This is a genomic window from Bradyrhizobium sp. NBAIM18, from assembly GCF_020193825.1.
GTDB classification, from domain to species: domain Bacteria; phylum Pseudomonadota; class Alphaproteobacteria; order Rhizobiales; family Xanthobacteraceae; genus Bradyrhizobium; species Bradyrhizobium yuanmingense.
Genome location: NZ_JADYVO010000001.1, coordinates 502138 through 527306, shown reverse-complemented (window position 1 = coordinate 527306; position 25169 = coordinate 502138). Strand labels below are relative to the sequence as shown.

33 protein-coding genes, 1 pseudogene and 1 riboswitch are annotated in these 25169 nt (G+C 64.1%); of the genes and pseudogenes, 12 read left to right on the top strand and 22 right to left on the bottom strand.

Annotation, left to right across the window (positions count from 1 at the left end; genetic code table 11):
- Positions 1-110 precede the first annotated feature (110 nt).
- Positions 111-1760: an energy-dependent translational throttle protein EttA gene (ettA, locus tag I6F17_RS02565; protein ID WP_036028509.1), complete on the top strand. Its 1650-nt coding sequence runs from the start codon at positions 111-113 to the stop codon at positions 1758-1760.
- 7 nt (positions 1761-1767) lie between these two features.
- Complete coding sequence (locus tag I6F17_RS02560; protein ID WP_225124029.1) at positions 1768-2994, top strand: lytic murein transglycosylase; 1227 nt, start codon at positions 1768-1770, stop codon at positions 2992-2994.
- Between the two features lie 78 nt (positions 2995-3072).
- Here the strand turns inward: I6F17_RS02560 and I6F17_RS02555 are convergent, their stop codons facing one another.
- Positions 3073-3354 carry a hypothetical protein gene (locus I6F17_RS02555; RefSeq protein ID WP_036013199.1) on the bottom strand — a complete coding sequence of 94 codons (282 nt, stop codon included), beginning with the start codon at positions 3352-3354 and terminating at the stop codon, positions 3073-3075.
- Between the two features lie 211 nt (positions 3355-3565).
- Complete coding sequence (locus I6F17_RS02550; protein WP_057026972.1) at positions 3566-3886, bottom strand: hypothetical protein; 321 nt, start codon at positions 3884-3886, stop codon at positions 3566-3568.
- A 125-nt stretch (positions 3887-4011) separates the two neighbouring features.
- Here I6F17_RS02550 and I6F17_RS02545 point away from each other — a divergent pair, with 125 nt between their 5' ends.
- From I6F17_RS02545 to bfr, 3 genes are all read left to right on the top strand, one after another.
- Positions 4012-4326, top strand: a complete 315-nt coding sequence (locus I6F17_RS02545; RefSeq protein ID WP_225132226.1) for a hypothetical protein — start codon at positions 4012-4014, stop codon at positions 4324-4326.
- Positions 4327-4487: 161 nt separating this feature from the next.
- Positions 4488-4760 (top strand): (2Fe-2S)-binding protein, encoded by a 273-nt coding sequence (locus I6F17_RS02540; protein WP_036013202.1) that lies wholly within the window; start codon positions 4488-4490, stop codon positions 4758-4760.
- Between the two features lie 133 nt (positions 4761-4893).
- Complete coding sequence (gene bfr / locus I6F17_RS02535) at positions 4894-5382, top strand: bacterioferritin (RefSeq protein ID WP_036013205.1); 489 nt, start codon at positions 4894-4896, stop codon at positions 5380-5382.
- A 90-nt stretch (positions 5383-5472) separates the two neighbouring features.
- Here the strand turns inward: bfr and I6F17_RS02530 are convergent, their stop codons facing one another.
- Together I6F17_RS02530 and I6F17_RS02525 are read right to left on the bottom strand one after the other, a co-directional pair.
- Positions 5473-6075: an MSMEG_1061 family FMN-dependent PPOX-type flavoprotein gene (locus I6F17_RS02530; RefSeq protein ID WP_225132227.1), complete on the bottom strand. Its 603-nt coding sequence runs from the start codon at positions 6073-6075 to the stop codon at positions 5473-5475.
- Between the two features lie 77 nt (positions 6076-6152).
- Positions 6153-6506 (bottom strand): hypothetical protein, encoded by a 354-nt coding sequence (locus I6F17_RS02525; RefSeq protein ID WP_036028558.1) that lies wholly within the window; start codon positions 6504-6506, stop codon positions 6153-6155.
- Positions 6507-6760: 254 nt separating this feature from the next.
- On the opposite strand from I6F17_RS02525, the gene I6F17_RS02520 reads away from it, so the two are divergent.
- Positions 6761-7030: a DUF2277 domain-containing protein gene (locus I6F17_RS02520; RefSeq protein WP_036042121.1), complete on the top strand. Its 270-nt coding sequence runs from the start codon at positions 6761-6763 to the stop codon at positions 7028-7030.
- Positions 7031-7123: 93 nt separating this feature from the next.
- Positions 7124-7339: a hypothetical protein gene (locus I6F17_RS02515; RefSeq protein ID WP_036042135.1), complete on the top strand. Its 216-nt coding sequence runs from the start codon at positions 7124-7126 to the stop codon at positions 7337-7339.
- Here the strand turns inward: I6F17_RS02515 and I6F17_RS02510 are convergent.
- The 3 genes from I6F17_RS02510 to fabG form a co-directional block, all read right to left on the bottom strand.
- Positions 7336-7860, bottom strand: coding sequence for a collagen-like protein (locus I6F17_RS02510; RefSeq protein ID WP_128263768.1), 525 nt, complete (start codon positions 7858-7860; stop codon positions 7336-7338). The two genes, I6F17_RS02515 and I6F17_RS02510, sit on opposite strands and share 4 nt — an antisense overlap.
- 172 nt (positions 7861-8032) lie before the next feature.
- Positions 8033-8281 carry a helix-turn-helix domain-containing protein gene (locus tag I6F17_RS02505; RefSeq protein ID WP_036042101.1) on the bottom strand — a complete coding sequence of 83 codons (249 nt, stop codon included), beginning with the start codon at positions 8279-8281 and terminating at the stop codon, positions 8033-8035.
- 181 nt (positions 8282-8462) lie between these two features.
- Positions 8463-9230 carry a 3-oxoacyl-ACP reductase FabG gene (gene fabG, locus I6F17_RS02500; protein ID WP_225132228.1) on the bottom strand — a complete coding sequence of 256 codons (768 nt, stop codon included), beginning with the start codon at positions 9228-9230 and terminating at the stop codon, positions 8463-8465.
- 111 nt (positions 9231-9341) lie between these two features.
- Between fabG and I6F17_RS02495 the strand changes: the two genes are divergently transcribed.
- Entirely contained in the window at positions 9342-9827 is a 486-nt protein-coding gene (locus I6F17_RS02495; protein ID WP_225132229.1) for a J domain-containing protein, read from the top strand.
- Between the two features lie 79 nt (positions 9828-9906).
- On the opposite strand, the gene I6F17_RS02490 is transcribed toward I6F17_RS02495, so the two are convergent.
- From I6F17_RS02490 to I6F17_RS02480, 3 genes are all read right to left on the bottom strand, one after another.
- A complete protein-coding gene (locus tag I6F17_RS02490) occupies positions 9907-10158 on the bottom strand; it encodes a hypothetical protein (RefSeq protein ID WP_225132230.1) in 252 nt (83 codons plus the stop codon).
- Positions 10159-10397: 239 nt separating this feature from the next.
- The gene (locus tag I6F17_RS02485; RefSeq protein WP_036013227.1) at positions 10398-10658 is read right to left on the bottom strand and encodes a hypothetical protein; all 261 of its coding nucleotides are present in this window, start codon (positions 10656-10658) and stop codon (positions 10398-10400) included.
- Between the two features lie 185 nt (positions 10659-10843).
- Positions 10844-11227, bottom strand: a complete 384-nt coding sequence (locus tag I6F17_RS02480) for a RidA family protein (RefSeq protein ID WP_225132231.1) — start codon at positions 11225-11227, stop codon at positions 10844-10846.
- 449 nt (positions 11228-11676) lie between these two features.
- On the opposite strand from I6F17_RS02480, the gene I6F17_RS02475 reads away from it, so the two are divergent.
- Positions 11677-12111, top strand: coding sequence for a hypothetical protein (locus I6F17_RS02475; RefSeq protein WP_036042094.1), 435 nt, complete (start codon positions 11677-11679; stop codon positions 12109-12111).
- A gap of 102 nt (positions 12112-12213) precedes the next feature.
- On the opposite strand, the gene I6F17_RS02470 is transcribed toward I6F17_RS02475, so the two are convergent.
- Complete coding sequence (locus tag I6F17_RS02470; protein ID WP_225132277.1) at positions 12214-12909, bottom strand: glutathione S-transferase family protein; 696 nt, start codon at positions 12907-12909, stop codon at positions 12214-12216.
- 248 nt (positions 12910-13157) lie between these two features.
- Between I6F17_RS02470 and I6F17_RS02465 the strand changes: the two genes are divergently transcribed.
- Positions 13158-13703: a phosphohydrolase gene (locus I6F17_RS02465; RefSeq protein WP_225132278.1), complete on the top strand. Its 546-nt coding sequence runs from the start codon at positions 13158-13160 to the stop codon at positions 13701-13703.
- Between the two features lie 15 nt (positions 13704-13718).
- Here the strand turns inward: I6F17_RS02465 and I6F17_RS02460 are convergent, their stop codons facing one another.
- A complete protein-coding gene (locus I6F17_RS02460; RefSeq protein WP_225132279.1) occupies positions 13719-14366 on the bottom strand; it encodes a glutathione S-transferase family protein in 648 nt (215 codons plus the stop codon).
- Positions 14367-14548: 182 nt separating this feature from the next.
- Between I6F17_RS02460 and I6F17_RS02455 the strand changes: the two genes are divergently transcribed.
- Positions 14549-14986 carry a VOC family protein gene (locus tag I6F17_RS02455; RefSeq protein WP_225132254.1) on the top strand — a complete coding sequence of 146 codons (438 nt, stop codon included), beginning with the start codon at positions 14549-14551 and terminating at the stop codon, positions 14984-14986.
- A 122-nt stretch (positions 14987-15108) separates the two neighbouring features.
- On the opposite strand, the gene I6F17_RS02450 is transcribed toward I6F17_RS02455, so the two are convergent.
- The 9 genes from I6F17_RS02450 to I6F17_RS02405 form a co-directional block, all read right to left on the bottom strand.
- On the bottom strand, positions 15109-15609 hold the full coding sequence (locus tag I6F17_RS02450) for a mismatch-specific DNA-glycosylase (protein ID WP_225132253.1): 501 nt from the start codon (positions 15607-15609) through the stop codon (positions 15109-15111).
- A gap of 847 nt (positions 15610-16456) precedes the next feature.
- Positions 16457-16897, bottom strand: coding sequence for a hypothetical protein (locus I6F17_RS02440; RefSeq protein ID WP_225132251.1), 441 nt, complete (start codon positions 16895-16897; stop codon positions 16457-16459).
- Positions 16894-17781 (bottom strand): ParA family protein, encoded by an 888-nt coding sequence (locus tag I6F17_RS02435; protein WP_225132250.1) that lies wholly within the window; start codon positions 17779-17781, stop codon positions 16894-16896. Before I6F17_RS02435 ends, I6F17_RS02440 begins: the two co-directional genes overlap by 4 nt.
- Positions 17782-17914: 133 nt before the next feature.
- Positions 17915-19813 (bottom strand): phosphomethylpyrimidine synthase ThiC, encoded by a 1899-nt coding sequence (thiC, locus tag I6F17_RS02430; RefSeq protein WP_225190401.1) that lies wholly within the window; start codon positions 19811-19813, stop codon positions 17915-17917.
- Positions 19814-20076: 263 nt separating this feature from the next.
- Entirely contained in the window at positions 20077-20685 is a 609-nt protein-coding gene (locus I6F17_RS02425; RefSeq protein WP_225130544.1) for a thiamine phosphate synthase, read from the bottom strand.
- On the bottom strand, positions 20672-21454 hold the full coding sequence (locus I6F17_RS02420; RefSeq protein WP_036028480.1) for a thiazole synthase: 783 nt from the start codon (positions 21452-21454) through the stop codon (positions 20672-20674). The genes I6F17_RS02425 and I6F17_RS02420 overlap by 14 nt, the downstream gene beginning before the upstream one ends.
- 193 nt (positions 21455-21647) lie before the next feature.
- Positions 21648-21845 (bottom strand): sulfur carrier protein ThiS, encoded by a 198-nt coding sequence (gene thiS, locus I6F17_RS02415; RefSeq protein WP_225130542.1) that lies wholly within the window; start codon positions 21843-21845, stop codon positions 21648-21650.
- A complete protein-coding gene (locus I6F17_RS02410) occupies positions 21836-22861 on the bottom strand; it encodes an FAD-dependent oxidoreductase (RefSeq protein WP_225130540.1) in 1026 nt (341 codons plus the stop codon). The genes thiS and I6F17_RS02410 overlap by 10 nt, the downstream gene beginning before the upstream one ends.
- Positions 22849-22977: riboswitch (TPP riboswitch) on the bottom strand. Its footprint overlaps the gene before it by 13 nt.
- A gap of 171 nt (positions 22978-23148) precedes the next feature.
- A complete protein-coding gene (locus tag I6F17_RS02405) occupies positions 23149-23712 on the bottom strand; it encodes a lytic transglycosylase domain-containing protein (protein WP_109144701.1) in 564 nt (187 codons plus the stop codon).
- A gap of 228 nt (positions 23713-23940) precedes the next feature.
- On the opposite strand from I6F17_RS02405, the gene I6F17_RS02400 reads away from it, so the two are divergent.
- Entirely contained in the window at positions 23941-24141 is a 201-nt protein-coding gene (locus tag I6F17_RS02400; protein ID WP_036013259.1) for a hypothetical protein, read from the top strand.
- Here the strand turns inward: I6F17_RS02400 and I6F17_RS02395 are convergent.
- A pseudogene (locus tag I6F17_RS02395) lies at positions 24142-25150 on the bottom strand (ATP-binding protein); the annotation flags it as partial.
- Positions 25151-25169: the final 19 nt, after the last annotated feature.

The window sequence follows — 25169 nt, the reverse complement described above, 5'->3', positions numbered from 1 at the left end:
CTGACCGTATTCATCCGTGGTGAACGGACGGAAAACGTTGCCCTTTGGGGGCGGGATCGTTACATCGCTGGCGAAGCAAATTTCCTCAAATCGAAGGTTTCACGGGACCGATGGCGCGCCAGTTCATCTATTTCATGCAGGGCCTGACCAAGAGCTACCCGACCCGGAAGGTGCTCGATAACATCCATCTGAGCTTCTACCCGGACGCCAAGATCGGCGTGCTCGGCGTCAACGGCTCGGGTAAGTCGACGCTGCTCAAAATCATGGCCGGTCTCGACAAGGAATACACCGGCGAGGCCTGGGTCGCCGAGGGCGCCCGCGTCGGCTATCTCGAGCAGGAGCCGCAGCTCGATTCCAAGCTGACCGTGCGCGAGAACGTCATGCAGGGCGTCGCCAAGCAGAAGGCGATCCTGGACCGCTACAACGAGCTCGCGGTCAACTATTCGGACGAGACCGCCGACGAGATGACCAAGCTCCAGGACGAGATCGAGGCCCAGGGCCTGTGGGATCTCGACAGCAAGGTCGACCAGGCCATGGACGCGCTGCGCTGTCCGCCCGACGATGCCGACGTGACGAAACTCTCGGGCGGTGAGCGCCGCCGCGTCGCGCTGTGCCGCCTGCTGCTCGACCAGCCCGAGCTCTTGCTGCTGGACGAGCCGACCAACCATCTCGACGCGGAATCCGTGTCGTGGCTGGAAGGGCACCTGCGCAACTATCCCGGTGCGATCCTGATCGTCACCCACGACCGTTACTTCCTCGACAACGTCACCGGCTGGATCCTCGAGCTCGATCGTGGCCGCGGCATCCCGTACGAAGGCAATTACTCGTCCTGGCTGGTGCAGAAGCAGAAGCGTCTGGAGCAGGAGGGCCGCGAGGATGCCGCGCACCAGAAGACGCTCGCGCGCGAGCAGGAATGGGTGGCGTCCTCGCCCAAGGCACGCCAGGCCAAGTCGAAAGCGCGCTACCAGCGCTATGAGGAGCTGCTGAAGAAGGCGAGCGAGAAGCAGACCCAGACCGCGCAAATCATCATTCCAGTGGCCGAGCGGCTCGGCGCCAACGTGGTCGATTTCGAGGGGCTCAGCAAAGGCTTTGGCGATCGTCTCCTGATCGACAATCTCACCTTCAAGCTGCCGCCCGGCGGCATCGTCGGCGTGATCGGTCCCAACGGCGCCGGCAAGACCACGTTGTTCAGGATGATCACCGCTCAGGAGAAGCCGGACTCCGGCACGATCACGGTCGGCGAGACCGTGCATCTCGGCTACGTCGACCAGTCGCGCGACGCGCTCGACGGCAAGAAGACCGTGTGGGAGGAGATCTCTGGCGGCAACGAACTGATCCTGCTCGGCAAGAAGGAAGTCAACTCGCGCGGCTATTGCTCGTCGTTCAACTTCAAGGGCGCGGACCAGCAGAAGAAGGTCGGCGCGCTCTCGGGCGGTGAACGCAACCGCGTCCATCTCGCAAAAATGCTGAAGTCCGGCGCCAACGTCCTGCTGCTCGACGAGCCGACCAACGACCTCGACGTCGACACGCTGCGCGCGCTCGAAGAGGCGCTGGAGGACTTCGCCGGTTGCGCCGTCATCATCAGCCACGATCGCTGGTTCCTCGACCGCATCGCGACGCACATCCTCGCCTTCGAGGGCGAGAGCCACGTCGAATGGTTCGAAGGCAATTTCCAGGACTACGAGAAGGACAAGATGCGCCGGCTCGGCCAGGACAGCATCATCCCGCACCGCGTGAAGTACAAGAAGCTGACGCGGTGATGGCAGCATGATGCGACGGGCGCTCATCGCTGCCGGGATCGTCATCGCCTGCAACTGGTCGCCCGTCCGTGCTGCCGACGCCGCCTTCACCCAGTTCATCGCCTCGTTGTGGCCGGAGGCCCAACAGGCCGGCGTTTCGCGCGCAACGTTTGATGCGCAAACGCGCGGTCTGGAGCCCGATTACAAGCTGCCCGATCTGCTCTTGCCCGGGCGGCCGGCGACTGGCGCGCCGTCGCAGGCCGAGTTCGTGCAGGTGCCGGCCGACTACGTCAAGGAAGCCTCGATCGCGCGGCTTGCAGGCGAGGGGCAGCGGCTGCTCCAAAAGCATCGTACCTCGCTGGACGAGATCGAGAAGAAGTCCGGGGTGCCGGCGACCGTCATGCTCGCCATCTGGGGCCGCGAGACAGACTATGGCCGGCACACGTTGCCCTACGATCTGGTGCGCGTACTGGCGACGCAGGCCTATGTCGGACGCCGAAAGGATCAGTATCGCAACGAGTTCATTGCCGCGCTCAAGATCCTCGATGAAGGCGTCGTCACGCGCAAGGACATGCGCTCGTCCTGGGCCGGCGCGACCGGCCTCACCCAGTTCCTGCCGTCCGAATATTACAAGCATGGCGTCGATTTCGACGGCGATGGCCGCATCGACATCTGGCACTCGGTGCCGGATGCGCTAGCCTCGGCTGCGCAGCAGCTCGTCAACAAGGGTTGGCAAAGCGGTGTACGCTGGGCCTATGAGGTGCAGGCGCCGCCGAAGGTCGATTGCGCGACGGGCGTGCCGGAGGTGACGAAGCCGATCGGCCAATGGCTGCGCGAGGGTTTTGTCCCGGTACGCGGCCAAAAGCTCAGCGCCGCCGAGCAGGCGCAGCCGGCCTCGCTGCTCCAGCCCGAAGGCATCTACGGCCCGTCATTCCTGACCACGAAGAACTACTTTGTCATCAAGGAATACAATTTCTCCGATCTCTACGTTCTGTTCGTCGGCCATCTCAGCGACCGCATGACGAGCCCGCTGCCGTTCGCAACGCCCTGGTCAGCCTCGAAGCAATTGCGCACCAAGGACGTCGAGACCATGCAGCGCGGGTTGATGCGGATCGGACTCTACAAGGACAAGATCGACGGCAAGGCCGGCATGCAGACGCGTGCCGCGCTCGGCGCCTATCAGAAGTCGGCGGGCCTCAAGGTCGATTGCTGGCCGAGCGAAGAGGTGCTGCGTTCGATCCAGGCGGCGCGATAGCGTGCGCAAACAAAAAAGCCCGGCCGATGCTCTCGGCCGGGCTTTCCGATCGCGGCGCGCATGCGCCAGGCAATCAGATCAGTAGCAAACGCGAACCGGACGGCTGACCCAGCCGTAGCCGTCCCAATAGCGCTCGCGGCGCCAGTAGCAGGGCGCGGGCGGCGGGGGCTCGGCGATGTAAACGGGGCCGCCATAGGCGGGACGGCTGGAGGCGATGGCGCCGCCGACGATGGCGCCACCGATCAGGCCGGCTGCGATACCGGCGCCGACGCCGTCATGGGCCTTCGCGGACGGAGCGGCGGTCACCAGCGAACCGGCGACCGTCGCGACCGTGAGCGCGGCAACTAAAGTCTTGTTCATGCTCTTGGCTCTCCTGGGAGATGGGTTCCTCCAGTTAGAGGCGCCCGGGTTTCAAAGGTTCACGCACACTCTGATGGAATTGGCCTTGCAGCTAGGAAGCGCGCAAATGGTCAATCCACGGTAAACGCACACGGAGCTGTGACGAGAAAAAGCGGTCTTTTTCAGGCCCTGAGATGAACGGCGCATCCGTAGTCAACCGGCTTGGCGCGCCTCAGCCGCAGACTCGGACGCGACGGACGCGCCAGGCATAGCCATCCCAGAAGCGCTGCTTCTGCCAGACGCAGCCGCCGTAATAGTCGTCGGCAACATAGCCTGGACCCGGGGCGTAGTAGCGCGGCGGGTAGTAGCCCGGCCCATAGTAGCCATAGCTGGGCCCGTAATAATACGGAGAAGCCAGCGCGCCGCCGACAATGGCGCCGCCGATGATCCCGGCCGCCACGCCTGCCGCGACACCGCGCTGGGCATGGGCCGGCGTTCCGGCCGTCAGGGCCAGAATGGCGACGGCAGCGACCGCCAGGAGCGACTTCTTCATTGCTTGACCTTTCAGACGAACACGAGGGAACCTTTGGGCGGCAAGGTTCCATATTTCGCTTGAATGATCAATGAACGGCACCTTTGCCGGAGACGACCAATTGATATGGATCCCACCGGGAGACGATGATGGGCAACGCGATGGTCAATGCTTTGATTGCGGCCGGGATCGTTTTCGCGATCGGCTACGGCTGGATCGCACATCTCCAGAACCGCGCACGGCGCTCCCGCGCCACCGCCGGCAGCCACGGAGGGAGTAGCGGGGACAGCACCTATTCCGGGACGAATGACGGCTTCTCGCTGGGAAGCTGGTTGTCCGGCGGCAGTTCGGGAAGCTCTAGCGACGGCGCAAGCTGTTCGAGCAGCGATAGCGGCAGCAGCAGCGGCGGCGACTGCGGAGGCGGTGGCGATGGCGATGGCGGAGGCGGCGGTGGCGACTAGTCCGGCTACAATCTTGATCCAGCGCAAGAGCTTGATTTAGAGCCGTTCTAGGCTTTGATCAGGCCAGTTTGGAATAGCTTCAAATACCTGTTTTTCCTTTTGCATCCGGCCGGCCTGTTAAATATCGATGATGGCGCGTCACCGAAGGGCCTGCCACTTCCATGATCGTTTGTTCCTGTAACGTGCTGAGCGATGATGATATCCGCGCCGCCGTCGCCGAGTCCGACGACGCCGTGCGGCATGCCAAACAGGTCTATGGCTGTCTCGGCTGCAGCGCCGAATGCGGCCGCTGCGCCCGGACGATCAAGAGTATCATCGACGAAGCGCTCGGCCCCTGTGCGCAGTCCTGCTGCGCCGGCTGCCCGCATAGCCACACCGTGGCTGCCAACGACGAGACCGCCGAACCCGCCGAGTTCGCCCTCGCGGCCTGCTGAAAACTTCCGCAACTCCGGCTGAGCTTTTCCCCGGCTGGGTTCCCGTAGCCGGTTGCTCTCGCTCGCAAAGTGATTTAGAAGCGTTCTAAACTCGGTTTGGGACCGATTTGGACTGCAAGAGCTGGAGTGAACCATGCAGGGCGACGCAAAAGTCATCGACTATCTCAACAAGGCGCTGCGTCATGAGCTGACTGCGATCAATCAGTACTGGCTGCATTACCGCTTCCTCGACAATTGGGGCCTGCTGGACATGGCCAAGGTCTGGCGCAAGGAATCCATCGAGGAGATGGAGCACGCCGACAAGCTCACGGAGCGGATCCTGTTCTTCGACGGCTTTCCGAACATGCAGGTGCTCGATCCCCTGCGCATCGGCCAGAACGTCAAGGAGATCATCGAGTGCGATCTCGCCGCCGAGATGAGCGCGCGGGCGCTCTATCAGGAGGCGGCGACCTACTGTCACAGCGCCAAGGACTATGTCACACGCGACCTGTTCGAGAAGCTGATGAGCGACGAGGAGCACCACATCGACTTCCTCGAGACCCAGCTCGATCTGATCGGCCGCATCGGCCTCGAGCTCTACACCCAGAAGCATGTCGGCGGGCTCGAGGGCGAGGGGCACTAAACTCGGGCCCGGCTCCCTCCATCGTCATGGCCGGGCTTGAACCCGGCCATCCACGTGTTGCCGCACGACGTTTTGCGGAACCGCTCTCGGCTACAGCTGCGTCTTGTAGAGCTCTTCCACGGCCTCCTGGCTCGCCGGTTCGCCGAGGCCGGTCTGCTCGTGAATGACCGTGACGATGCTCGGCATCACCGAGCGCTGCACCTTCTCGGACGACCACAGCTTCGAGCGCATCAGCGCCTTGCCGCAGTGGAAATAGACCTCGCTGACCGCGACATTCAGCACCGCGCGCGGCGGCTTGCCGAATTCCACCATCGAGGCGAGCAGATCCGGGTCGGCCGACAGCGTGCCGCGGCCGCCGACGCGCAGCGTCTCCTCGATGCCCGGCACGAAGAACAGCAAATGCACGAAGCCTGAGCCTTCGACGACGTTGCGGAAACTGTCGATGCGGTTGTTGCCGGAGCGGTCGGGCATCAGCAGCTGGTTGGGGCCGGCGACGCGGACGAAGCCGATGCCGCCGCCGCGCGGCGAAGCGTCGACGCTGCCGTCCGCTCCCGATGTCGCGAGCACGCAGAATGGCGACATCTCGATGAATTTCTTCGCATGCGCATCGATCGCGGGCCGTGCCTTCGCGGTCACGCGCGGGCTCGGCTTGGCATAGATGGTGGCGAGGTCTTCGGCGCTAAGATCGGTCAACGGCGTGCCTCCGCTTCAGCTGGGCTTCAAGCTACTCGATCGGGCCGTCGCCAGCCAATGGAAATCACCAAGGCGCGTTACACCGCATCCGCCGGCACGAAGCAGCTGATGATGATGGAGCCGCGGTGGTGGACGTACCACACCACGGCCTGGCCGATCGGATTGCCCTGGTCGCGGATGATGGCGCGTCCGGGCACCTCGATCCATTGTCCCTCGATCGGCACCCAATAAGCGCCATTGCGCACGTCATACTCGGTGCGATGGCCGTCGGAGATGTCGCAGCAGGGAACCCCGTTCGGCGCGATCACGCTCTTGAACCAGGCGCGGATGTCGGGCGGAACGTGGTCGTATTGGCCATTGTCGCGCGCGAACGCAACGTTTGCCAGCGCTGTCGCCGCAACCAACCAAACGCACAGTGCGAGCCTGTGCATGCGATCCTCCTCGTCGCGTATCATGCCATGGGCGCGCGATTGTCCTGCGCGTATTTCCTATCGTTGGCACGGATTAAGCCTGAGCCGTCACTGCAATGCATGCTCAAATAATATGCGATGCCGGCGCCCCGCTTATGATGCGCTGCGAGATCAGCTTGTGGCGGTGCGCCCCCAAGTTGGTCGCAGAAGCGAGAAGGCGGATGTAGGATTTCGGCTCCGACCTTCGTCTTAAGGAAAACGCCGGGAGAAAGTGCATGTGCCGCAACATCAAGACGCTGTTCAACTTCGAGCCGCCGGCGACGGAGGATGAGATCCACGCCAGCGCGCTGCAATTCGTGCGAAAGCTGTCGGGCTTCAACAAGCCTTCGCAGGCCAACGAGGCGGCGTTCGAGCGTGCGGTGGCCGAAGTCTCCGAGGCGGCGCGAAAACTCCTGACCTCGCTGCATACGAACGCACCGGCGCGCGACCGCGAGGTTGAGGCGGAAAAGGCGAAAGAGCGTTCGCGGCTGCGCTTCGGTACGTGAGCTCAGGCAGCGTGCTCCGTGATCTGGCTCACGGTATCTGCTGCCTCAGCTTGCGATGGTGGCGGCCGGGGTTTTGATCGCCCGGAGCACGACATGAGCCGCCCCCTTCTTCCTTTGAAAGCAGGTGCCATCGTCTTCACGCTGCTGTGGACCGCGTGGATGATGTGGTGGAGCGGCTCGTTCTCGAGCGCGAACGTGATCATCCTCGCCCTGTGCGGCGCGGCGGTCGGCTATTTCTGGTATCGCGCCATGCGCTGGCAGTTCGAGCGCATGGGCATGCTGCCGCCGCGCGAGGATCGGCCCGACTAGACCCGTCGGCTATCCTTGCCGTGCTTCTTCCTTTTCTTTTTCTTCCTGTGATCGTCGACGTCATCGCCCTCGTCATCGACGATTGCCGCGTCGGTCTCCTGGACGGCGGCTTCGAGCGCTTCGCGCTCGGCGGCTTCGCGCTCGCGCTGGCGGCGGCGTTCGTCCCAGGCGTCGAAGAGCTGGTCGAGCCAGGGCAGCACCTGCTCGATCGACGGCAATTGGCCGGGCGGACCCGGCTCGCCGCGCGGGCCTTGCGGCCCCGCCGGTCCCTGCGGCCCGGCAGGTCCCGGTGCGCCGGCTGGCCCACGCGGACCGGCTTCGCCCTGTTTGCCTTGCGGACCGGGCTTGCCGGGCGGTCCGGCCTTCCCGACCGGGCCCGGCTTGCCCTGCGGCCCGGGCTTGCCGCGTGCGCCGTCGGCGCCGCGCCGGCCCGGATGTCCCTGTGGCCCCGGCCGTCCCGGCTCGCCTTGCCGCCCGCGAGGCCCCTGAGGCCCCGGCCGTCGTCCCTGGTCGTCTGCCACGCCACCGCTCCCTTCACCTGGAGCACGCTACTTAGCGGCGTTTGACGACAGCAGCAATTCTGCCCGCGCATCGTGCCAGGCTTGATCAACATCAATCGGCGGCGCGAGCGGCCGCCTCATCCATCGCGCGTGGCTGCGCAGCGCGTCGTCGCTGTCCGACTGATGTCGTGCGCTAATCCTGACAGGCGGGCACGTCGATGCCGGAGGCGGCATAGAGCCTGATCTTGTTGCGCAGCGTGCGGACGGAAAGGCCGAGCACGCGCGAGGCGCGCGTGCGGTTGCCGTCGCAGCGCGCCAGCGTCTGGAGCACGAGCTCACGCTCAACCTCGTCGACGGTGGCGCCGATCAGAAGCGGAACGATCTGGTTCGGGGCAAGCAATTGTGCGTCCGGCCCGGACGCGGCGACATGAACAGTGGTCATCAACACACCTCCCGATCAACGCCCGCTTCCATCGTCGGAAGCGGATCGAGAACCAACGACCCCCAAGCCGTGAATCTACGGTGGTCCGGTTTGGTTAATGAAAGGTTAATTGGAGGGGCTGCACCGAATTGATCTTGAGAATGCCCAGATGCCGCCGCGATTGGCGCGAGCATCGCGTCCCTCACACCGTGCGATAGCCGCCGTCCACCATCACGATGGTTCCGGTGACATAGGCCGACAGATCGGAGGCAAGGAACACCGCGGGGCCGACGATGTCCTCGGGCTTGCCGGTGCGCGCCAGCGGGGTGTGATCGATGAAAGCCTGCACCAGCGCCGGATTGGTCGCGCGGGCGTTGGCGTTGAGGTTGGTCTCGATGAAGCCGGGGCCGATCGCGTTGACGCGCACGCCTTCCTTGCCGAGCTCGACCGCGAGCGCCTTGGTGAAGCCGAGCACGCCGTGTTTCGAGGTGGTGTAGGCCGCCGAGCTCGGCGTGCGCAGATGCACGAAGGACTGGATCGAGCCGATGTTGACGATGCGGCCTTTGCTGGCGCGCAAGGGCGCGAGGAACGCCTGCGTCACGTTGAACACGCCGGTGAGGTTGAGCGAGATGATGTCGTTCCAGTCCTTCGCCACCGTCTCGGTCTCCGCGGTGAAGGCGTTGCGGCGGGTGATGCCGGCATTGTTGACGAGGATCGAGACCTGCCCGACCTTGTCCGCGATCTGCCTGGCGAGCGCGAAGCAATCCTCGTGCCTGACAACGTCGAGCGCAAAGCTCTCGGCCTTGCCGCCCGCTTGCCGGATCTCCTGCGCCGCCTCCGCCACCGTCTCCGCGTTGACGTCGAGCAGCACGACCTGCGCGCCCTCCCGCGCATAGCCGGCGGCGATCGCCCGACCGATTCCGGAACCGGCGCCGGTGACGACGGCGATGTGGTTTGCGAGCAGCGCCATGGCAGTTTCCTCCCGTTTTCGTTTCGAAGTTTCACGAAACGCTAACGCGAAATTAAGGGGTCGGAAACGGCGGCCTTGGCATACTGATCCTGATTGCTAAACGTTGCGCGCATGATGGAACGGCTCGAAACCTGGAAACTCGCTCTGGAACGCCTGCGGTCCGCGCAAGCGCCGGATTGGGCCGAGGCCGGCCGGCTGGTGGCGGAGATCGCGCGGATGAGCAACGACGTCACGCTGCGCCAGGCCGCCGAGCAGGCGCTGCCGGTGCTGCGCCAGGCCGTCGACAATGACGATCATAGCGTGACGCTGGCGGCCCAGCGCCGTCTCGGCGTGGTGCTCGAGGTCGTGCACGATCTGACCGCGCCGCGCTTCGGCCGCCGCAACGCCGCGCCGAAGAAGCTCTCCAGCGAGGACCGCGCCCGCAAGGTGCTCGGCCTGCCGCTCGCGGTGCAGCTCACCTGCGAGGACATCAACCAGGCCTATCGCCGCGCCGCCAAGGGCCTGCATCCCGACCAGGGCGGCAGCGCCGAAGCCTTCATCGATCTCGCCGCCGCGCGCGACATCCTGATCCATCCCGGCGCGCACAAGGACGCGTGAGCGTCTCGGGCCTTCGAAAAGCAAACCGGGCAAGGACGCCCGCGTCCTTGCCCGGTTCTTCGTCCGCCGATCGATTACCTTACCACTTGCAGCTACCGCTCTTGAGCGCGGCGTCCTTGACCATGAGTGCATCGACGAAGGTCGGCACGCTGGCGCTGGCGCGGTGATAGCCGGCCGGCCACGGCGTGGTCGGGATGCTCTCGTCCCAGATCTGGCAGAAGCCGGTGTCCTGCCAGCGGATCAGATGATAGCTGGCTTCGGCCGGGCTCGCGGCGACGAACGCGGTGACGGTAAGACCGGCGGCAGCGCACAGCATGGAAATACGACGCATGATCAGCTCCTCAAATGAATGATGTGATGCGCCTCCCGACAATGACGGGGAGGGGTGGTGCGGGACGCGCTTGGCATGCGCCCCGGACAAGATGTGAGTAGTTCCACCCGTCGTCGAGGTTCAAAAAATGTGCGTGGGACAGGTCTGATTGTGGCCGGCGAAACGCTTCAGGCCAGCGCAAAGCAAAAGGGCGGATCGCCCGCGCGACCCGCCCTTCAAACGCTACTCTCGCGTCCGGCTCAGAGCGTGCACTTCCGCTCGGTGCGCATCTTGATCTGCAGGTCCGAGGCCTGCTGGAAGGTCGGGAACGGCTTGCTGACGACCTTGTAGGTCGAGACACCGAACTGGAACGGCTTGTACTGCAGGTCCTCGTTCCAGACCTGGCAGATGCCGGTGTTGTCCCAGCGGATCACGTAATAGCCGACCTTCGCGGAGGCGGGCACGGCGAACACGGAACTAGCGATGCCGGCAACGGCACTGAGCGCGAGAAGGCGGCGCATGAAGTAACTCCTTGTGGGACATGGGTGGTGGGACATGGGCGGTGGGACATGGGACCGAAAAAATTCGTGCGGTAAAAGCAGGTCCTTTGCAAGCGGGGGAGCCGCCATTCACGGACATGTCAGCTGCGCCCAACGCATTTGGTTTGGACGCGTGCCCGATGGGCCACACGCAGCTGAGTAGGCTCCTACTTGGCCAGCGAGGCGACCGCCTCGATCTCGATCAGCATCTTCGGATCGGGCAGCGCCTGCACCACGCAAGTCGTGCGCGCCGGGTACGGCGGCGGGCCGAAGGCGCCGGCATAGAGCGCGTTCATCGCGGCAACGTCCGAGGCGCGGGTCAGGAGCACGTTGACCTTGACGAGATCATGCAGGCCGGCGCCGGCCTCGCCCAGCACGCGCTTGATGTTGACGACGACATTGGCGAACTGCGTCTCGAAGCCGTCGGGCAGCGCACCATTGGCATCGAAGCCGGGAATGCCGGAGACGAACAGGAGGTCGCCAACCCGCGTCGCAAAGGACAGCGGCGGCGCCTTGACGTGCGGCGGGGGCGCGAAATGCTGGATCGGCATGGGATCACCTCGGGAGGGGGGCGGAGGGGTGAGCGTAGCGGCTGGCCGGGGCGGCTCAAAACAAAAAGTGCGAAAACAACCCCATGCACAGTAGGGATGGTGCGGAGATCGTTGGGGTTTGTCGAAATTCGGGATTACGGAAGTAGCGGCTTGCTCCGTCGGGCAAAACAGGGGCAGAATGGCATGATAGCGGTTGGTCCGTCCTGTGGCCCCAAACTCCGCCGTCATGCCCCGGCTTGACCGGGGCATCCAGTACGCCGCGGCTTCTCGGCTCAAGCACAATGGTCTCGGCGTACTGGATCGCCCGGTCAAGCCGGGCGATGACAGTTGAGTGCGTGGCCGCAGACCGAGTCCCTCGTCCGCCCAACATGTTGCCGCCCCGATCGATCAGGTACATTCGCTCCGTCTGATTCGAATCCTCCTTTAAAAAACAGCCCCCGGAGACCCCCATGAAGCTCGCATCCACCCTCCGCGCCGCGTGCGTCGCCATCGTCGCCCTGGCTGGCCTCTCGACGACCGCGCAGGCCGACAGCGGCTTCGTGACGCTGACGATCTACAAGGCGGGCTGGATCATCGGCGGCTCCGGCGGCTCGGGCGTGCTGAACTTCCGCGGTCGCACTTACGGGCTTTCCACCGGTGGCCTCGACTACGGCCTCGTGTTCGGGGGATCCAAGACCGTGCTGCGCGGCCGGGTCTCCAACATCAACCGCCCCTCCGACGTTGCCGGCGTCTACGGCGCCGCCGGTGCCGGCATCGCCGTCGGCTCCGGCGCCCGCGCCATCGTGCTGACCAACCAGAAGGGCGCAGTGCTGGAGCTGTCGGGCACGCAGGTCGGCCTGATGGCGAATGCGGATCTCAGCGGGCTTGCGATCACGATGCGGTAGGGGCTGCTTGAACGCCGTCATTGCGAGCGCAGCGAAGCAATCCAGTCTATCCCCGCGGCGAGATTCTGGATTGCTTCGCTGCGCTCGCAATGACGGAGCAATCTAATTATTGCTCACCATCGCATGCACCCGCTCGCAATGCGCGACGAGGTTTGCGTGCGCATCGACGAAGGCCTTCAGCGGCGTCGGGATCGGAAAGTAATAGATGTTTGCGATGAAGCCGTAGATGCCGGCATCAACGCTCGTCGGCGCTGCGCCGTGCACGAAGCCTTGCGCCGGCACGACGTCCGCCAGCACCTGCAGATCGGCGAGCCCCCGGGCATAGGCCTGCTCGGGCGTGTAGCGGCCGACGCCCTGGAAGTGATAGCGCTGCGCGTTGTAGGCCTTGGCCTTCTCGAAGCCGGCAGCGTCGATCTGCGGATGCTGCGCAATGAAGGCGTCGCGGAACGCCGGATAGAAGCGCTCGTCCTTCCAGCGCGAATAGGACATCACCCAGTAGAGATCGTCCAGCATGCGCGTCACGAAATGGTTGGTGCGGCGTGCGGCCTGCGACAGGCCGGCGTCGATCGTGAGGCGATATTTCGCGATCGCATGCGCGATGATGGTCTCGCTGTCGCCGATGGTATCAAAGTCGTCGACGATGTAAGGCAGCTGCCCGCGCGGCGCGGCGGAGGCATCGAAGACGTGCTCATGCACGAACGGCACGCCCGACAGCTTGAGGAAGGCGTAAACCTTGAGGCCGTAGCCGTTGTTGTCGGCGACGCCGAAGAGCTCTGGGTAGGAGTAGAGGGTCAGCATGTGCGGGCTCCTCCGGGGTGGCGGAGACCAGCATGCTAGGGAGTGGAAGCGGATGCAATCCTCGTGGCCCGCATGAGCGCAGCGACATGCGGGAATGGGCTCCCCGGATATCGCTTGCGCTCATCCGGGCTACGTCAGAGCGCCATTTGCGAATGGCCTTTTGCGCAATAGGATGACCGCAATCCTCTGGTCCGGGAGATCACGATGGCCATCAACAAGGACAAGATCGACGACATGAGACTTCGCCCATGACCCGCGACGAATTGGCCGCTGCCTATGCGGCACCCGGCCGCCACTATCACAATCTCGCGCATATCGAGGATTGCCTGGCGGCGCTCGCGCGGATCAATGGTCTCTCGGTCGCCGAGCGCGAGACGTTGTCGGAAGCGATCTGGTGGCACGACGCCGTCTACGATCCGACGCGGACGGACAACGAGGAGCGCAGCGCGGAGCTTGCCGAGCAGCACGTCCGCGCCGAGCTTCGCCAAGAGGTCGGCCGCCTGATCCGGCTGACCAAAACGCACGACGTTCCCCCGGGCGACCGTCTCGGGGCGATCCTGATCTCGATTGACCTCAGCATTCTCGGCGCCGATAACGCCCGCTACGACTCCTATGCCGCTGCGATCCGCCGGGAGTTCAGCCATGTCGCCGAGGAGGACTATCGCGCCGGCCGCGCCCGCGTGCTGCGCCGTTTCGCGGCACGCGAGGTCATCTTTCCTGACCCGGTCTTCGCCGCGAGCTTCGATCGCCAAGCCCGCGCGAACCTTGCCCGCGAGCTGGCCCAGCTGAGCTGAAGTGGGCTGACCCGCCTACGAACGCGACGCCGCCTGAAACACCGCCAGCTGCGCCTCGAACGCCCGCCTGAATGCCGGCCGCGCCTCGCCGCGCGCGACATAGGCGGCGATCTCAGGAAATTCATCGAGCAGGCCTGACGTATTCAGCCGCCGCAGCACGGTCACCATCATGAGATCGCCGGCGCTGAAGGCGCCGTCGAGCCAGTCGGCATCACGGATGTGACGGGACAATTCGCCGAGCCTGATGTGCACGCGCTCCTGCAAGCTCGGCAGACGCTCGGCGTACCAGCTCCTGTCGCGCTCGAACAGCATCGCCATGGTGAGCTCGACGATCGGCGGCTCCACCGTGCTCAGCGCAGCGAACATCCACGCGATCGCGCGGGCGCGCGCGTTGGCGTCCTTCGGCAGCAATCCATCATGGCGCTCGGCGATGTGGAGCACGATCGCGCCGGACTCGAACAGCGTGAGATCGCCGTCCTCATAGGTCGGGATCTGCCCGAACGGATGCAGCGCGCGATGCGCCGGCTGCTTCATCGCGGCGAACGAGACGAGGCGAACGTCGTAGGGCTGCCCGACCTCTTCCAGCGCCCAGCGCACCCGCATGTCGCGCGCGTGGCCCTTGCCGCGGTCGGGGGAGGATTCGAAGGCGGTGATGGTGGGCATGGGGGGCTCCGGGGTGATCGTTTCCAGAGGACGAACGACGGGGGCGGGGGCCGACAGGTATCGCGTTTTCCGCGCTACCATTGCGCCGGGCAAAAAAAAATCGGCCGGCCTTGTCGGAACGCCCCTCCCGCCCGCGTCCTTGAAGTACCCGCGCGCCGCCCGGGCCGAAAGGAGCCCCATTCATGACGTCCATCACGCCGTTTCTCTGGTTCGATAACAAGGTCCCGGCGGCCGTCGCCTTCTACAAATCGGTGTTTCCCAATGCCAAGATCGAAACCGTCAGCGACTTCATGGCGGTGTTCGAGCTCGAAGGCCAGCGCTTCCACGCGCTCAATGGCGGGCCGAAATACCGCTTCAACGAAGCGGTGTCGTTCTTCATCAGCGTTGAGACGCAAGGCGAGGTCGACTATTTCTGGAAAGCACTGACCGCCGACGGGGGCGAGGAATCGCAGTGCGGTTGGCTCAAGGACAAGTTCGGCCTGTCCTGGCAGGTGATCCCGACGGCGCTCGGCCGCTATCTCGGCGACCCCGACCGCACCAAGGCGAACCGCGTGATGCAGGCGATGATGGGGATGCGGAGGATCGTGATCGCGGAGCTGGACAGGGCGTATGCGGGGTGAGGCGACAGTGCGGTAGGGTGGGTAAGGCGAAGCCGTAACCCACCACCCTTCCTCGGTTGCTGGACGAAGTTGGTGGATTACGCCGGCGGACTGCGCTTCGCGCAGCCGCGGGCTAATCCACACTACGCAGCGATCCACGCCGCAAGCTCTCGCCACGGCTCCAGCGTCCAACTCCCCGACGCCGCGCCGGACGGCGAGGGCAGCACAAAAATCTCCGGCCAGCTTCCATCACGCGCCTGCCGCCCCGGCGCAATCGCAGCTGACGGCCTGCCGTAAAACAAGCTCGCCGCCTTCTTGCTCGTGAACGCAATCGTCCGCGGCCGATACTCCTCGATCTTCGCCCTGAAGCCCGGCACGTCGATCGTCTCCGCCGCGATCTGGTGATCCATCCCTGCGCCCGTCTTACAGAGATCGGTGAAGCCGATCCCGAGCTCGATCAGCGCCGCAAACTCGCTTGGCTGACAGCGCCGTGGCGTGATCCCAGCCTCATGGATCGCGCGCCAGAAGCGGTTGCCGGGATGGGCGTAGTAGTGCCCGACCTCGGCCGAACGCGTCGAGGCGGCGGTGCCGACGAAGACGAGGCGGAGGTTGGGGCCGAGGATGTCGGGGAGGCGGTGGGACAAGCAGGACCATCGATCGTCGGTGTTGCACCTTGCCCGACTGAGCCCCAACCGGAAAGGATCAATTTGTCTGTAGCTCAACGCGAAGAATGCGCTACCCTGCGATCCTATTTGGCAAACTTGACGATTTCCAAACAAAGCTGCCGCGCCGCCGGCACCCACTGCAATAGGGAAGTGACTCCCATCGAGACACTTTCTCCATGCGCAATGCGGTTCCTATTGGAAACAATGGACTTTATCTTATCTTCGCCTACGGCATCGATTACGGATCCAATGTGAGAACCCCAGTTTGGGTCGAACCTCGAAAGAGTCTCCTTGATATAACCGGGGGAAGGATTCCTTCCCGTCTTTAGCGACTCGGAAACAAAGGCGCTCAGGCGATCGTCACCAAATCTATCAGCGTAAGACACAGCAGTATCGATCAATGCCTGTTCGATAGCTGCGCACGTCAGAAGGCATCCATAACGAACTAACTGCGATTGAATGAAGTCGCCATCGCCTCCGGGAAGACTGATTGGAGCGATTTTGGCTTGGGAAATTAGATTGTCGACTTGGTCTAAAATGCCATGACTTCTCATCTTACGTCACACTAGTGAAAGCCGTTATTGCAAGCTTGATACGATTCTTGACGCTCTCTTCGTCCGCCGTTGCTCTTTGATAGTTGCGACGAAAAGTTTCGTCTTTAAGAAGTGCAGCGTACGCGTTCGCGAATTCGTCTTTGTTGCTAACCGCGCCATTCTGGAGCCGCTTGGCGCATCCGATCATCATTGCATCAAAGACCGCGGCATTGATGGCTTGCCTTGCCGGCGGCGCAGTTCTGCCCCCTGCAAGATTTCAACTGGTAAGTTGTTCATTCTCTACGACTATGACGTGATAAGAGTAGGCTCTCTCGGACTTTACCGAGAATTGCGTCAAGCATAGCGCGAACCGAAGGTTTGGTACTGGGAAACGTAACGCCAACCTCTCTCGCTATTGCGAGTAGGTCGGCAGAAGGACGGCGGGCAAGATAAGTCTCTGCCTCAGATGTGGCTCCTGAAGAGGCGAGCTGTACAATCTTGTCGAACTCGGCCACCGCTTGATCGGCTGAGAGAGTGCTCTCCCTCTGCACTGACCGAGCTTGCTGCTGCTCCTTAATCTTCTTCGCCGCAACTGGAAAGGCGGCCTTTATCCGGTTCTCCATCCGCGAGAGCTGGGAGCTAATGGACTTAAGTGTCCTCTTAAGCTCCCCGCACTCCTCCAAGAGCCTCTCAATCTCTTCGTCAGAAGTCCGAAATGGTGCTTCATTTGTCACTTAATCACTCCCAAACAGGCACTCCAGAGCTTCTGAAAGTCGGCGACTAAATCAGCCGGTACGCCGCCGCCGGTGATGGCTCGCTTAATGCCTACTCTCTCACGTACCCATGCATCATCGAAGAATTTTGCACGGATGCCGTGATCTTTAGTCGCGCGGTCGCAGATCTGCTGAATTTGCCGCATGTAGAATGTGGTTTCTTTTGTTGGTGAGTTGGCCCAAGTCTTAGTCTTGTTCATGAAGACCGCGATCTGCGGAGTCGGGTGGGGTTCTATTCGCATCTTAAGCGAATTCAACAACAAGCTGACGCCTCTTGATGCAAAGAAGTCTGGGTTGACCGGGATGAGGACCAAATCACAGCATGACAGTACGCTGTACGAAAGGAGCGTGAATGAAGGCGGGCAATCGAACAGAACATAGTCATAGTCGGTGACTTTGCTTGAGTGATGAATTTTGCCGAGTAGCCTGCGCATAAAGTCCTTCATCTGGTCCCGATCAAAAACTTCCAGCTCGAGCCAATAGAGGTCCTCGACCGAGGGAACAAAGTGAAGACCCTTCGCAATTTGATAGATAAAGTCGTACGCTATCGGAAAGTCGAAGTGAGCTCCTGGCTTCGTGTATTGATCGATCGCATCAAAGATTGTTCGACGGTCAGAGACGCTTCTGTCGTACCAGCTGCCAAAGGCAGCATGCAGTGAGCCGCTGTCCTCGTTAAGGCCAACGGCCTGGGTAAGTGACATTTGCGCATCGAGATCGAACATGAGAACGCTTGCATTGGAGTAAGTGGCAAGCGTGTCGGCGAGACACCAGGTAACCGTGGTTTTCCCCACGCCGCCTTTAAAGTTGATGGTTGCGATTGTCTTAGGGCTCTTATTGCCTGCCATGAGTTTCCCCCCAAATGACCCAAATCAAATGAGGTTAGCTTGGCTGAAAATAAATCGGTCGGCAACTAAAAGTTGCCGGCCGATAGTCTGAGCGCTCTATCTTCGGGCGTCTAGGCGGAACGGGCTTGCCGCCTCACAACACCCGATTACTCTCCTTCACCTTCTCCGCATCCAGATACAGGCTCTCGCCCATCTCCTTGAACTTCGCGCTCATCTTCGCCATGCCGTCCTCGGCCGTCCCGCTCATCGACATGCCCACGCTGTTCGGATCGTTCAGCGTCGCGGCGTAGTCCCGCACATCCTGCGTGATCTTCATCGAGCAGAACTTCGGCCCGCACATCGAGCAGAAATGCGCGACCTTGTGGGCTTCCTTCGGCAGGGTCTCGTCGTGGAAGTTCTTCGCGGTGTCAGGGTCGAGGCCGAGGTTGAACTGGTCGGTCCAGCGGAATTCGAACCGCGCGCGGGAGAGGGCGTCGTCGCGCAGTTGTGCGGCGGGGTGGCCCTTGGCGAGGTCGGCGGCGTGGGCGGCGATCTTGTAGGTGATGACGCCGGTCTTGACGTCGTTGCGATCGGGTAGCCCGAGATGCTCCTTCGGCGTGACGTAGCAGAGCATGGCGCAGCCGAACCAGCCGATCATGGCTGCTCCAATGCCTGACGTGATGTGGTCGTAGCCCGGCGCGATGTCGGTGGTCAGCGGCCCGAGCGTGTAGAACGGCGCCTCGCCGCACTCCTTGAGCTGCTTGTCCATGTTGATCTTGATCTTGTGCATCGGCACGTGGCCGGGGCCTTCGATCATGACCTGGCAGCCCTTGTCCCATGCGATCTTTGTGAGCTCACCGAGCGTCTCCAGCTCCGCAAACTGCGCGCGGTCGTTGGCGTCGGCGATCGAGCCCGGACGCAGGCCGTCGCCGAGCGAGAACGAGACGTCATACTTGCGCATGAGGTCGCAGATCTCGTCGAAATGGGTGTAGAGGAAGCTCTCCTTGTGATGCGCCAGGCACCACTTCGCCATGATCGAGCCGCCGCGGGAGACGATGCCGGTGACGCGGCTGGCGGTGAGGTGGATGTATTGCAGGCGGACGCCGGCGTGGATGGTGAAATAGTCGACGCCCTGCTCGCACTGCTCAATCAAGGTGTCCTTGTAGAGCTCCCAGGTCAGCTTGACGGGATCGCCGTTGCACTTCTCCAGCGCCTGGTAGATCGGCACGGTGCCGATCGGCACCGGCGAGTTGCGCAGGATCCATTCGCGCGTGGTGTGGATGTTGCGGCCCGTGGAGAGGTCCATCACGGTGTCGGCGCCCCAGCGGATCGCCCACACCATCTTCTCGACTTCTTCCTCGACCGACGAGGTCACCGCCGAGTTGCCGATATTGGCGTTGATCTTGGTCAGGAAGTTGCGGCCGATGATCATCGGCTCGAGCTCTGAGTGGTTGATGTTGGAGGGGATGATGGCGCGGCCGCGCGCGATCTCCGAGCGCACGAACTCCGGGGTGATGAAGGCGGGCACCGCGGCGCCAAAACTCTCGCCGTCGGCGAGCGCTGCTTCGGCGCGCTCCAGCTGTGCCTTGCGGCCGAGGTTCTCGCGCTCGGCGACGTAGATCATCTCCTTGGTGATGATGCCGGCGCGGGCGAACTCGAGCTGAGTCACCTTGTGGCCGTCGAGGCCGCGCAGCGGCTTGTGATAGGCCGAGAAGGCGCGCGCGGCCTTGTCGGTGGAGACGCTGCCATTGTCCTCCGGCTTGATCTGCCGGCCCTCATATTCCTCGACGCCGCCGCGCTCCAGGACCCATTGCTTGCGGTTGCGCGCCAAGCCGGCGTTGACGTCGATGGTCACGCTCGGATCGGTGTAGGGGCCCGAAGTGTCGTAGACCGGAAGGTTCGGCTCGCCCGCGCCTTCGGACAGGATGATCTCGCGCAAGGGCACGCGCAGGTCCGGGGCGGCGTCGGGGCTCGCGAAGATCTTGCGCGAGGAGGGCAGAGGGCCGGTGGTGACGGCGGGGACGGTTTTGTCGGGGTTGGAGCGGATGTTCATGGGATCCTCCTTCTATTGGGCGTCGTTCCGGACGGGCCGCAGAGCGGTCCGATCCGGAACCTCGAGGTTGTTGAGCGAGATTCCGGGTTCACGCTTCGCGTGCCCCGGAATGACGCCGGGTGGAAGGTTCTCAGTCATCCCCGCGAAGGCGGGGATCCAGTACTCCGCGGCAGTGCGGCTGGAGCCGAGAAGGCGCGGCGTACTGGATCGCCCGGTCAAGCCGGGCGATGACAGTGGAGTGTGGGATGAGAGCGGGGCGATCATCATGCCGCCTCCTTCGAACCGTCGAGCCATTGCCGCACGCGGGCGTCGGGGTCGGGGTTTTGGGTGACGTCGGACACGACCGCGATGGAATCCGCGCCTGCCGCGAAAATCTCCGCGGCGTGCTCGAACTTGATGCCGCCGATGGCAACCAGCGGGATGGTGCCGATGCGCTGCTTCCATTCGGTGATCTTGGGAATGCCCTGTGGCTCGAAGCGCATTGATTTGAGCGTGGTGAAGAAGATCGGGCCGAGCGCGACGTAGTCCGGCTTGGCCTTGAGCGCGGTTTCAAGCTCGGCGTCGTCGTGGGTGGAGATGCCGAGCTTGAGGCCGGCCTCGCGGATCGCACCGAGATCGGCGTCAGCGAGATCCTCCTGACCGAGATGCAGGTATTCTGCGCCGGCGACGATCGCGGCCCTCCAATAGTCGTTCACGACCAGCTTGGCCTGCGTGCCTTTCGTGATCGCCAGCGCGTCGCTGACGATCTGCAGCGCCTGCGAGTCGTCGAGCTCTTTCGCGCGCAGCTGGATGGTGCCGACGCCGAGCTTGGTCAGGCGTTCGACCCAGGCCAAGCTGTCGACGACGGGATAGAAGCGATCAGGATACGGCATGCCAGAACGGGGTCCCAACAACAGGGGTGGAGGGCGAGGCGAAGTCGCGGGCGTTCATCAGCCCGGCCTCGTAAGCGGTGCGGCCGGCCTCACAGCCGAGGCGGAAGGCGTTGGCCATCGCGACGGGATCGGCGGCTTTGGCGATCGCGGTGTTGAGCAGCACGGCGTCATAGCCGAGCTCGAACGCCTGCGCGGCGTGGGAGGGCGCGCCGAGGCCCGCGTCGACCACCAGCGTGATGTCGGGCAGCCGCTCGCGCAACAGTTTTAGCGCATCGCGGTTGGTGATGCCCTTGGCGCTGCCGATCGGCGCGGCCCACGGCATCACCACCTTGCACCCCGTTTCGACCAGGCGGCTCGCGACCGAGAGGTCCTCGGTGCAATAGGGGAAGACTTCAAAACCGTCCTTGATCAGGATGCCGGCGGCTTCGACCAGGCCGACGACGTCGGGCTGCAGCGTGTCGTTGTCGGCGATGACCTCGAGCTTGATCCAGCTCGTGCCGAACAATTCGCGTGCGAGCTTGGCCGTCGTCACCGCCTCGCGCACGGTGCGGCATCCCGCGGTGTTCGGCAGCACGGTGACGTCGAGCTCGCGGATCAGCTTCCAGAACGCATCCCCGGTCTTGCCGCCGGCAGATTCGCGCCGCAGCGAGACCGTGACGATGTTGGCGCCGGAGGCGCGGATCGCGCCTTGCATGATCGCAGGCGAGGGATAGAGCGCGCTGCCGATCAGCAGGCGGGAGGCGAAGGTTTTGCCGTAGAAGGTCACCATGTGGCAGGTGTCTCCTTAGTGGATGCTGTCATCCCCGCCTAGTGCGCAATTGCGCACGGGGGCGGGGATCCAGTACGCCGCAGCAGTGCGGCTAGAACCGTGAAGCCGCGGCGTACTGGATCGCCCGGTCGAGCCGGGCGATGACAGCGGAGCGTTTGGCAGGCGTCGGGGCAACGAACGAAGAGCCATCACCTCACCCTCCCTGCCGCGGCGTGATGATCTCGATCTCGTCGCCGGCGTTCAGGCGCGTCTCGGCCCAGCGGCTTTTCGGCACGACGTCGTAATTGAGCGCGATGGCGAAATGGCTGCCTTCGTAGTCGAGCTCGGCGAGCAGCGCGTCCACGCTGGACGAAATCACCTCGCGCTGCTCACCATTGACGATCACGCGCATTGCATCACCTCGTTGTCGATCTGGCCGCGCTCGACATAGGCGAGCGTCAGCTCGGCGAGCGCGGGCGCGATCAGGAAGCCGTGGCGGTAGAGGCCGTTGACGCTGATCTTGCGATCGCGAATGCCGATGCGCGGCAGATTGTCGGGATAAGCGGGGCGCAGCCCCGAGCCGAACTCGACGATACGGGCCTCGCCGAACGCCGGGTGCACCGTATAGGCCGCGCCCAAAAGCTCCAACGCGGAGCGGACGCTGACGCCGGTGTCTTCCGCCTCGATCGAGGTCGCGCCGAGCATGAACAGGCCGTTCTCGCGCGGGATCACGTAGAGCGGCCAGCGCGGATGGATCAGCCGCACCGGGCGCGCCAGCTGCACCTCGTCCGTCTCGATCAGGATCATCTCGCCCTTGACGCCGCGAAGCTCGCTCTGCTCGTCGCGGGCACCAAGGCCGCGGCAGTCGATGACGATGCTTTTAGGATTCAGGTTTGCAAGCTCGTTCGCGGTGACGTCGCTGCAGAACTTGATGGTGCCGCCGGCAGCCTTGATGCGCTCGTGCAGCTGCGGCAGCACGCGGCGCGGCTCGACATGGCCCTCGGCAGGGAAGAACAGCGCGTCACGGAAGCGGCCCTCCAGCGACGGCTCGAGCGCGGCTAGGCCGGCGGCATCGAGCCGGCGGTGATGCTCGGTCATGCGCGCAAACCGCTCGAAATCGTTGCGCTCGCGCGGGTGGGCGACGACCAGCGAGCCGTTGAACGGCGTGTCGGGCAGCTCGCGCCGCCAGAGATCGAGCGAGCGCAGCCCCAAGCGGCTGATGATGGGCTCGGCGATCTCGGCCTCGCAATAGGGCGCGAGCATGCCGCCGGCCCAATGGCTGGTGGCATCCGTCATCGCCTCGTCACCGCGCTCGTGCAAGGTGACGGCGTGACCGGCCTGCGCGAACAGCAGCGCCTGCCAGGCGCCCGCGATGCCTGCGCCGATGATGGATACCGGTGAAACCGGTCGCTTGGTGGTCTGCAACATCCCTGTCCCTTCGCCGGCATGACCCGGATCAGGTTCAAAGGGTCACCGCGGTCCTGGGCAGGATTGCCCATTTAGCGGTATCTCAGCTCCTCCTCGGAGCACCCCTCGGAACGGTGGTAATGTATGCCAGCAGGATGGGGTGGTCAACGCGGTAACAGTCGTCATGCCCGGGCTTGTCCCGCCTGCGCGGCCGAAGCCGCTTCGGCGAGGCGAAGGCCCGGGCATCCACGTTCTTGGCGCGGATGCAAAGACGTGGATGGCCGGGTCAAGCCCGGCCATAACGGAGATCAATGGGCGGGAACCTGCGCCCGCGCGTTGCGGACGCGCTGGGCGAGCTTCCTGTGGGTCGGAGCGGCGAACATCGGCTGCGGATTGCCGTTCGGCTCGAGCCAAGGTTGGCCCATAGTGCCCTGACCCATGGTCTCGCCGGCATTGGCGACCTGGACGGCCTCCTGCCGCTGGCGCTTTGCAGCGTAGTAATAGCCGCCCGCGAAATAACGCACGGCTCGCGCGTGATCGCCATTGGCAGCGCGATAGGCGCCGGCGAGGTACTTCACGGCATAGGTGAGGTTGGTGTTGGGATCGCGCAGGCCTGCGGCATCGCCGGTGTAGCCGACCCCGCGGGCGGTCGCGAGCTTGATCTGCATGAGCCCGATGGTGCCGCCGCGACCGACCACATGCGGCTGATAGCGGCTCTCACGCATGATGACACGATGCACCAGTGCTTCCGGCACGCCGTTGGCGCGGGCATGGGCGGCCACCATCTCGGCATATTCGGCTTGCCCGGCGAAAGCTGCCTGCGGCAACGTCAATCCGGCCGCGAGCAGCGCGACAATTCGTAAGATTTTCATCGAAATATTCCTCGGCAGAACGGACCCGCGCCCCAGCGCGTTAGGCCGTGGGAACACGGCGATGATGTGGCGAAATGTCACCAACGGCGATTTTCGCCGGCTCGTCGCTTTTGCGACTTAAACCTGGGTTAAGCTCGGAGCTGGTGGAGCGCCTTACGCGACAGCGGGTCTGTCCATTTCGCGCTCGCCCAACAATCGCTAGTCAAAGCCAGCACTCGGGAGACGTCCATGACCCCTGCAGACATCGACGACATTCCCAAGCAGAACCCTTGTGCACAATGTGGCACACCGATCCCGTTCCCTGACTGGATCGAGCCGGGCGAAGGCCGCGTCTCCTATCTCTGGACCTGCCACGCCTGCAATTACCGCTTCGAGGCGGTGGCGATCTTCCCGCACGAGGCGATCGAGCACCCGCCGCTCGCGGCTTGATCAGGCGGCAAGGCGCGGCGCCTGCGAGACCGGCAATCGCATCCGCACGATCAGGCCGCGCGGGGCGCGGTCACGCAGCGACAGCTCGCCGCCGTGGCCGAGCGCGATTGCGCGCGCGATCGACAGGCCGAGCCCGAAGCCGGTGGAGTAGTCCATGGTGCGCGCGTCGTCGCCGCGCACGAACGGCTCCAGCATCTCCTGCTTGCGCGCATCCGAAATGCCGGGGCCGTCGTCCTCGACGTCGATGACGAGCATGGTGTCCGAGACGTCGAGGCGGAGCGTCACCTCGGCGCCGAAGCGCACCGCGTTCTCGACCAGGTTGGTGACGCCGCGATGCAGATCGTCGGGCCGCGCGGCGGCGGTCGCGGACGCCGGCCCGACGTAGTGCACGACTTGGCCCATGTCGCCGAATTGATCGGCGACGAGCTGCAGCGTGCTGGCGATGTCGATCAGCGTCACCGCCTCGACCTTGCGGTCGTCGCGCAAGAGCGACAGCACCGATTCCAGCATCGCGCGCATCTGGTCGAGATCCATCAGCATGCGCTTGCGGTTGCTCTCGTCCTCGATGAATTCGGCGCGCAGGCGCAGCCGCGTGATCGGCGTGCGCAAATCGTGGCTGATCGCCGCCAGCATCCGCGTGCGGTCCGACATCAGCCGCACGATCCGCTCGTGCATGCGGTTGAGCGCGCGCCACCGCGCGGATCTCCTCCGGGCCGCGCTCGGGCAGCGGCTCGGCGGCGCCGTCGAGGCTGAAATTCTCCGCCGCCGCGGCGAAGGACGACAGCGGCCTCGTCAGCGCGCGCGCCGCCCACAGGCCGAGCACGGTGACGCAGATGAAGGCGCTCATCAGTGCCATCAGCCAGGGCGCGCCAGAGAACAACGGCCGCGGGGCGCCATCGACATGGCCCGCGATCACGGTGCCGTCGGGCAATTGCACGCCGATACGGGGCTCGATGCTGCCTGAAGCCAGCCGTCCGGACTTGTAGGCGCGGCCGAGATGGCGGCGCATCCGAACAGGCCGAGGAGCT

Coding starts and splice junctions, on each gene's coding strand:
- I6F17_RS02515 (WP_036042135.1), top strand. CDS start 7,124: ATGAGCCGCCCCCTTCTTCCTTTGAAAGCAGGTGCCATCGTCTTCACG.
- I6F17_RS02455 (WP_225132254.1), top strand. CDS start 14,549: ATGACGTCCATCACGCCGTTTCTCTGGTTCGATAACAAGGTCCCGGCG.
- thiC (WP_225190401.1), bottom strand. CDS start 19,813: ATGAACATCCGCTCCAACCCCGACAAAACCGTCCCCGCCGTCACCACC.
- bfr (WP_036013205.1), top strand. CDS start 4,894: ATGCAGGGCGACGCAAAAGTCATCGACTATCTCAACAAGGCGCTGCGT.
- I6F17_RS02400 (WP_036013259.1), top strand. CDS start 23,941: ATGACCCCTGCAGACATCGACGACATTCCCAAGCAGAACCCTTGTGCA.
- I6F17_RS02420 (WP_036028480.1), bottom strand. CDS start 21,454: ATGGTGACCTTCTACGGCAAAACCTTCGCCTCCCGCCTGCTGATCGGC.
- I6F17_RS02540 (WP_036013202.1), top strand. CDS start 4,488: ATGATCGTTTGTTCCTGTAACGTGCTGAGCGATGATGATATCCGCGCC.
- I6F17_RS02555 (WP_036013199.1), bottom strand. CDS start 3,354: ATGAACAAGACTTTAGTTGCCGCGCTCACGGTCGCGACGGTCGCCGGT.
- I6F17_RS02425 (WP_225130544.1), bottom strand. CDS start 20,685: ATGCCGTATCCTGATCGCTTCTATCCCGTCGTCGACAGCTTGGCCTGG.
- I6F17_RS02520 (WP_036042121.1), top strand. CDS start 6,761: ATGTGCCGCAACATCAAGACGCTGTTCAACTTCGAGCCGCCGGCGACG.
- I6F17_RS02505 (WP_036042101.1), bottom strand. CDS start 8,281: ATGACCACTGTTCATGTCGCCGCGTCCGGGCCGGACGCACAATTGCTT.
- I6F17_RS02480 (WP_225132231.1), bottom strand. CDS start 11,227: ATGCCGATCCAGCATTTCGCGCCCCCGCCGCACGTCAAGGCGCCGCCG.
- I6F17_RS02525 (WP_036028558.1), bottom strand. CDS start 6,506: ATGCACAGGCTCGCACTGTGCGTTTGGTTGGTTGCGGCGACAGCGCTG.
- I6F17_RS02410 (WP_225130540.1), bottom strand. CDS start 22,861: ATGTTGCAGACCACCAAGCGACCGGTTTCACCGGTATCCATCATCGGC.
- I6F17_RS02475 (WP_036042094.1), top strand. CDS start 11,677: ATGAAGCTCGCATCCACCCTCCGCGCCGCGTGCGTCGCCATCGTCGCC.
- I6F17_RS02460 (WP_225132279.1), bottom strand. CDS start 14,366: ATGCCCACCATCACCGCCTTCGAATCCTCCCCCGACCGCGGCAAGGGC.
- thiS (WP_225130542.1), bottom strand. CDS start 21,845: ATGCGCGTGATCGTCAATGGTGAGCAGCGCGAGGTGATTTCGTCCAGC.
- I6F17_RS02485 (WP_036013227.1), bottom strand. CDS start 10,658: ATGCGCCGCCTTCTCGCGCTCAGTGCCGTTGCCGGCATCGCTAGTTCC.
- I6F17_RS02405 (WP_109144701.1), bottom strand. CDS start 23,712: ATGAAAATCTTACGAATTGTCGCGCTGCTCGCGGCCGGATTGACGTTG.
- I6F17_RS02465 (WP_225132278.1), top strand. CDS start 13,158: ATGACCCGCGACGAATTGGCCGCTGCCTATGCGGCACCCGGCCGCCAC.
- I6F17_RS02560 (WP_225124029.1), top strand. CDS start 1,768: ATGATGCGACGGGCGCTCATCGCTGCCGGGATCGTCATCGCCTGCAAC.
- I6F17_RS02550 (WP_057026972.1), bottom strand. CDS start 3,886: ATGAAGAAGTCGCTCCTGGCGGTCGCTGCCGTCGCCATTCTGGCCCTG.
- I6F17_RS02435 (WP_225132250.1), bottom strand. CDS start 17,781: ATGGCAGGCAATAAGAGCCCTAAGACAATCGCAACCATCAACTTTAAA.
- fabG (WP_225132228.1), bottom strand. CDS start 9,230: ATGGCGCTGCTCGCAAACCACATCGCCGTCGTCACCGGCGCCGGTTCC.
- I6F17_RS02490 (WP_225132230.1), bottom strand. CDS start 10,158: ATGCGTCGTATTTCCATGCTGTGCGCTGCCGCCGGTCTTACCGTCACC.
- I6F17_RS02545 (WP_225132226.1), top strand. CDS start 4,012: ATGATGGGCAACGCGATGGTCAATGCTTTGATTGCGGCCGGGATCGTT.
- ettA (WP_036028509.1), top strand. CDS start 111: ATGGCGCGCCAGTTCATCTATTTCATGCAGGGCCTGACCAAGAGCTAC.
- I6F17_RS02470 (WP_225132277.1), bottom strand. CDS start 12,909: ATGCTGACCCTCTACTCCTACCCAGAGCTCTTCGGCGTCGCCGACAAC.
- I6F17_RS02495 (WP_225132229.1), top strand. CDS start 9,342: ATGATGGAACGGCTCGAAACCTGGAAACTCGCTCTGGAACGCCTGCGG.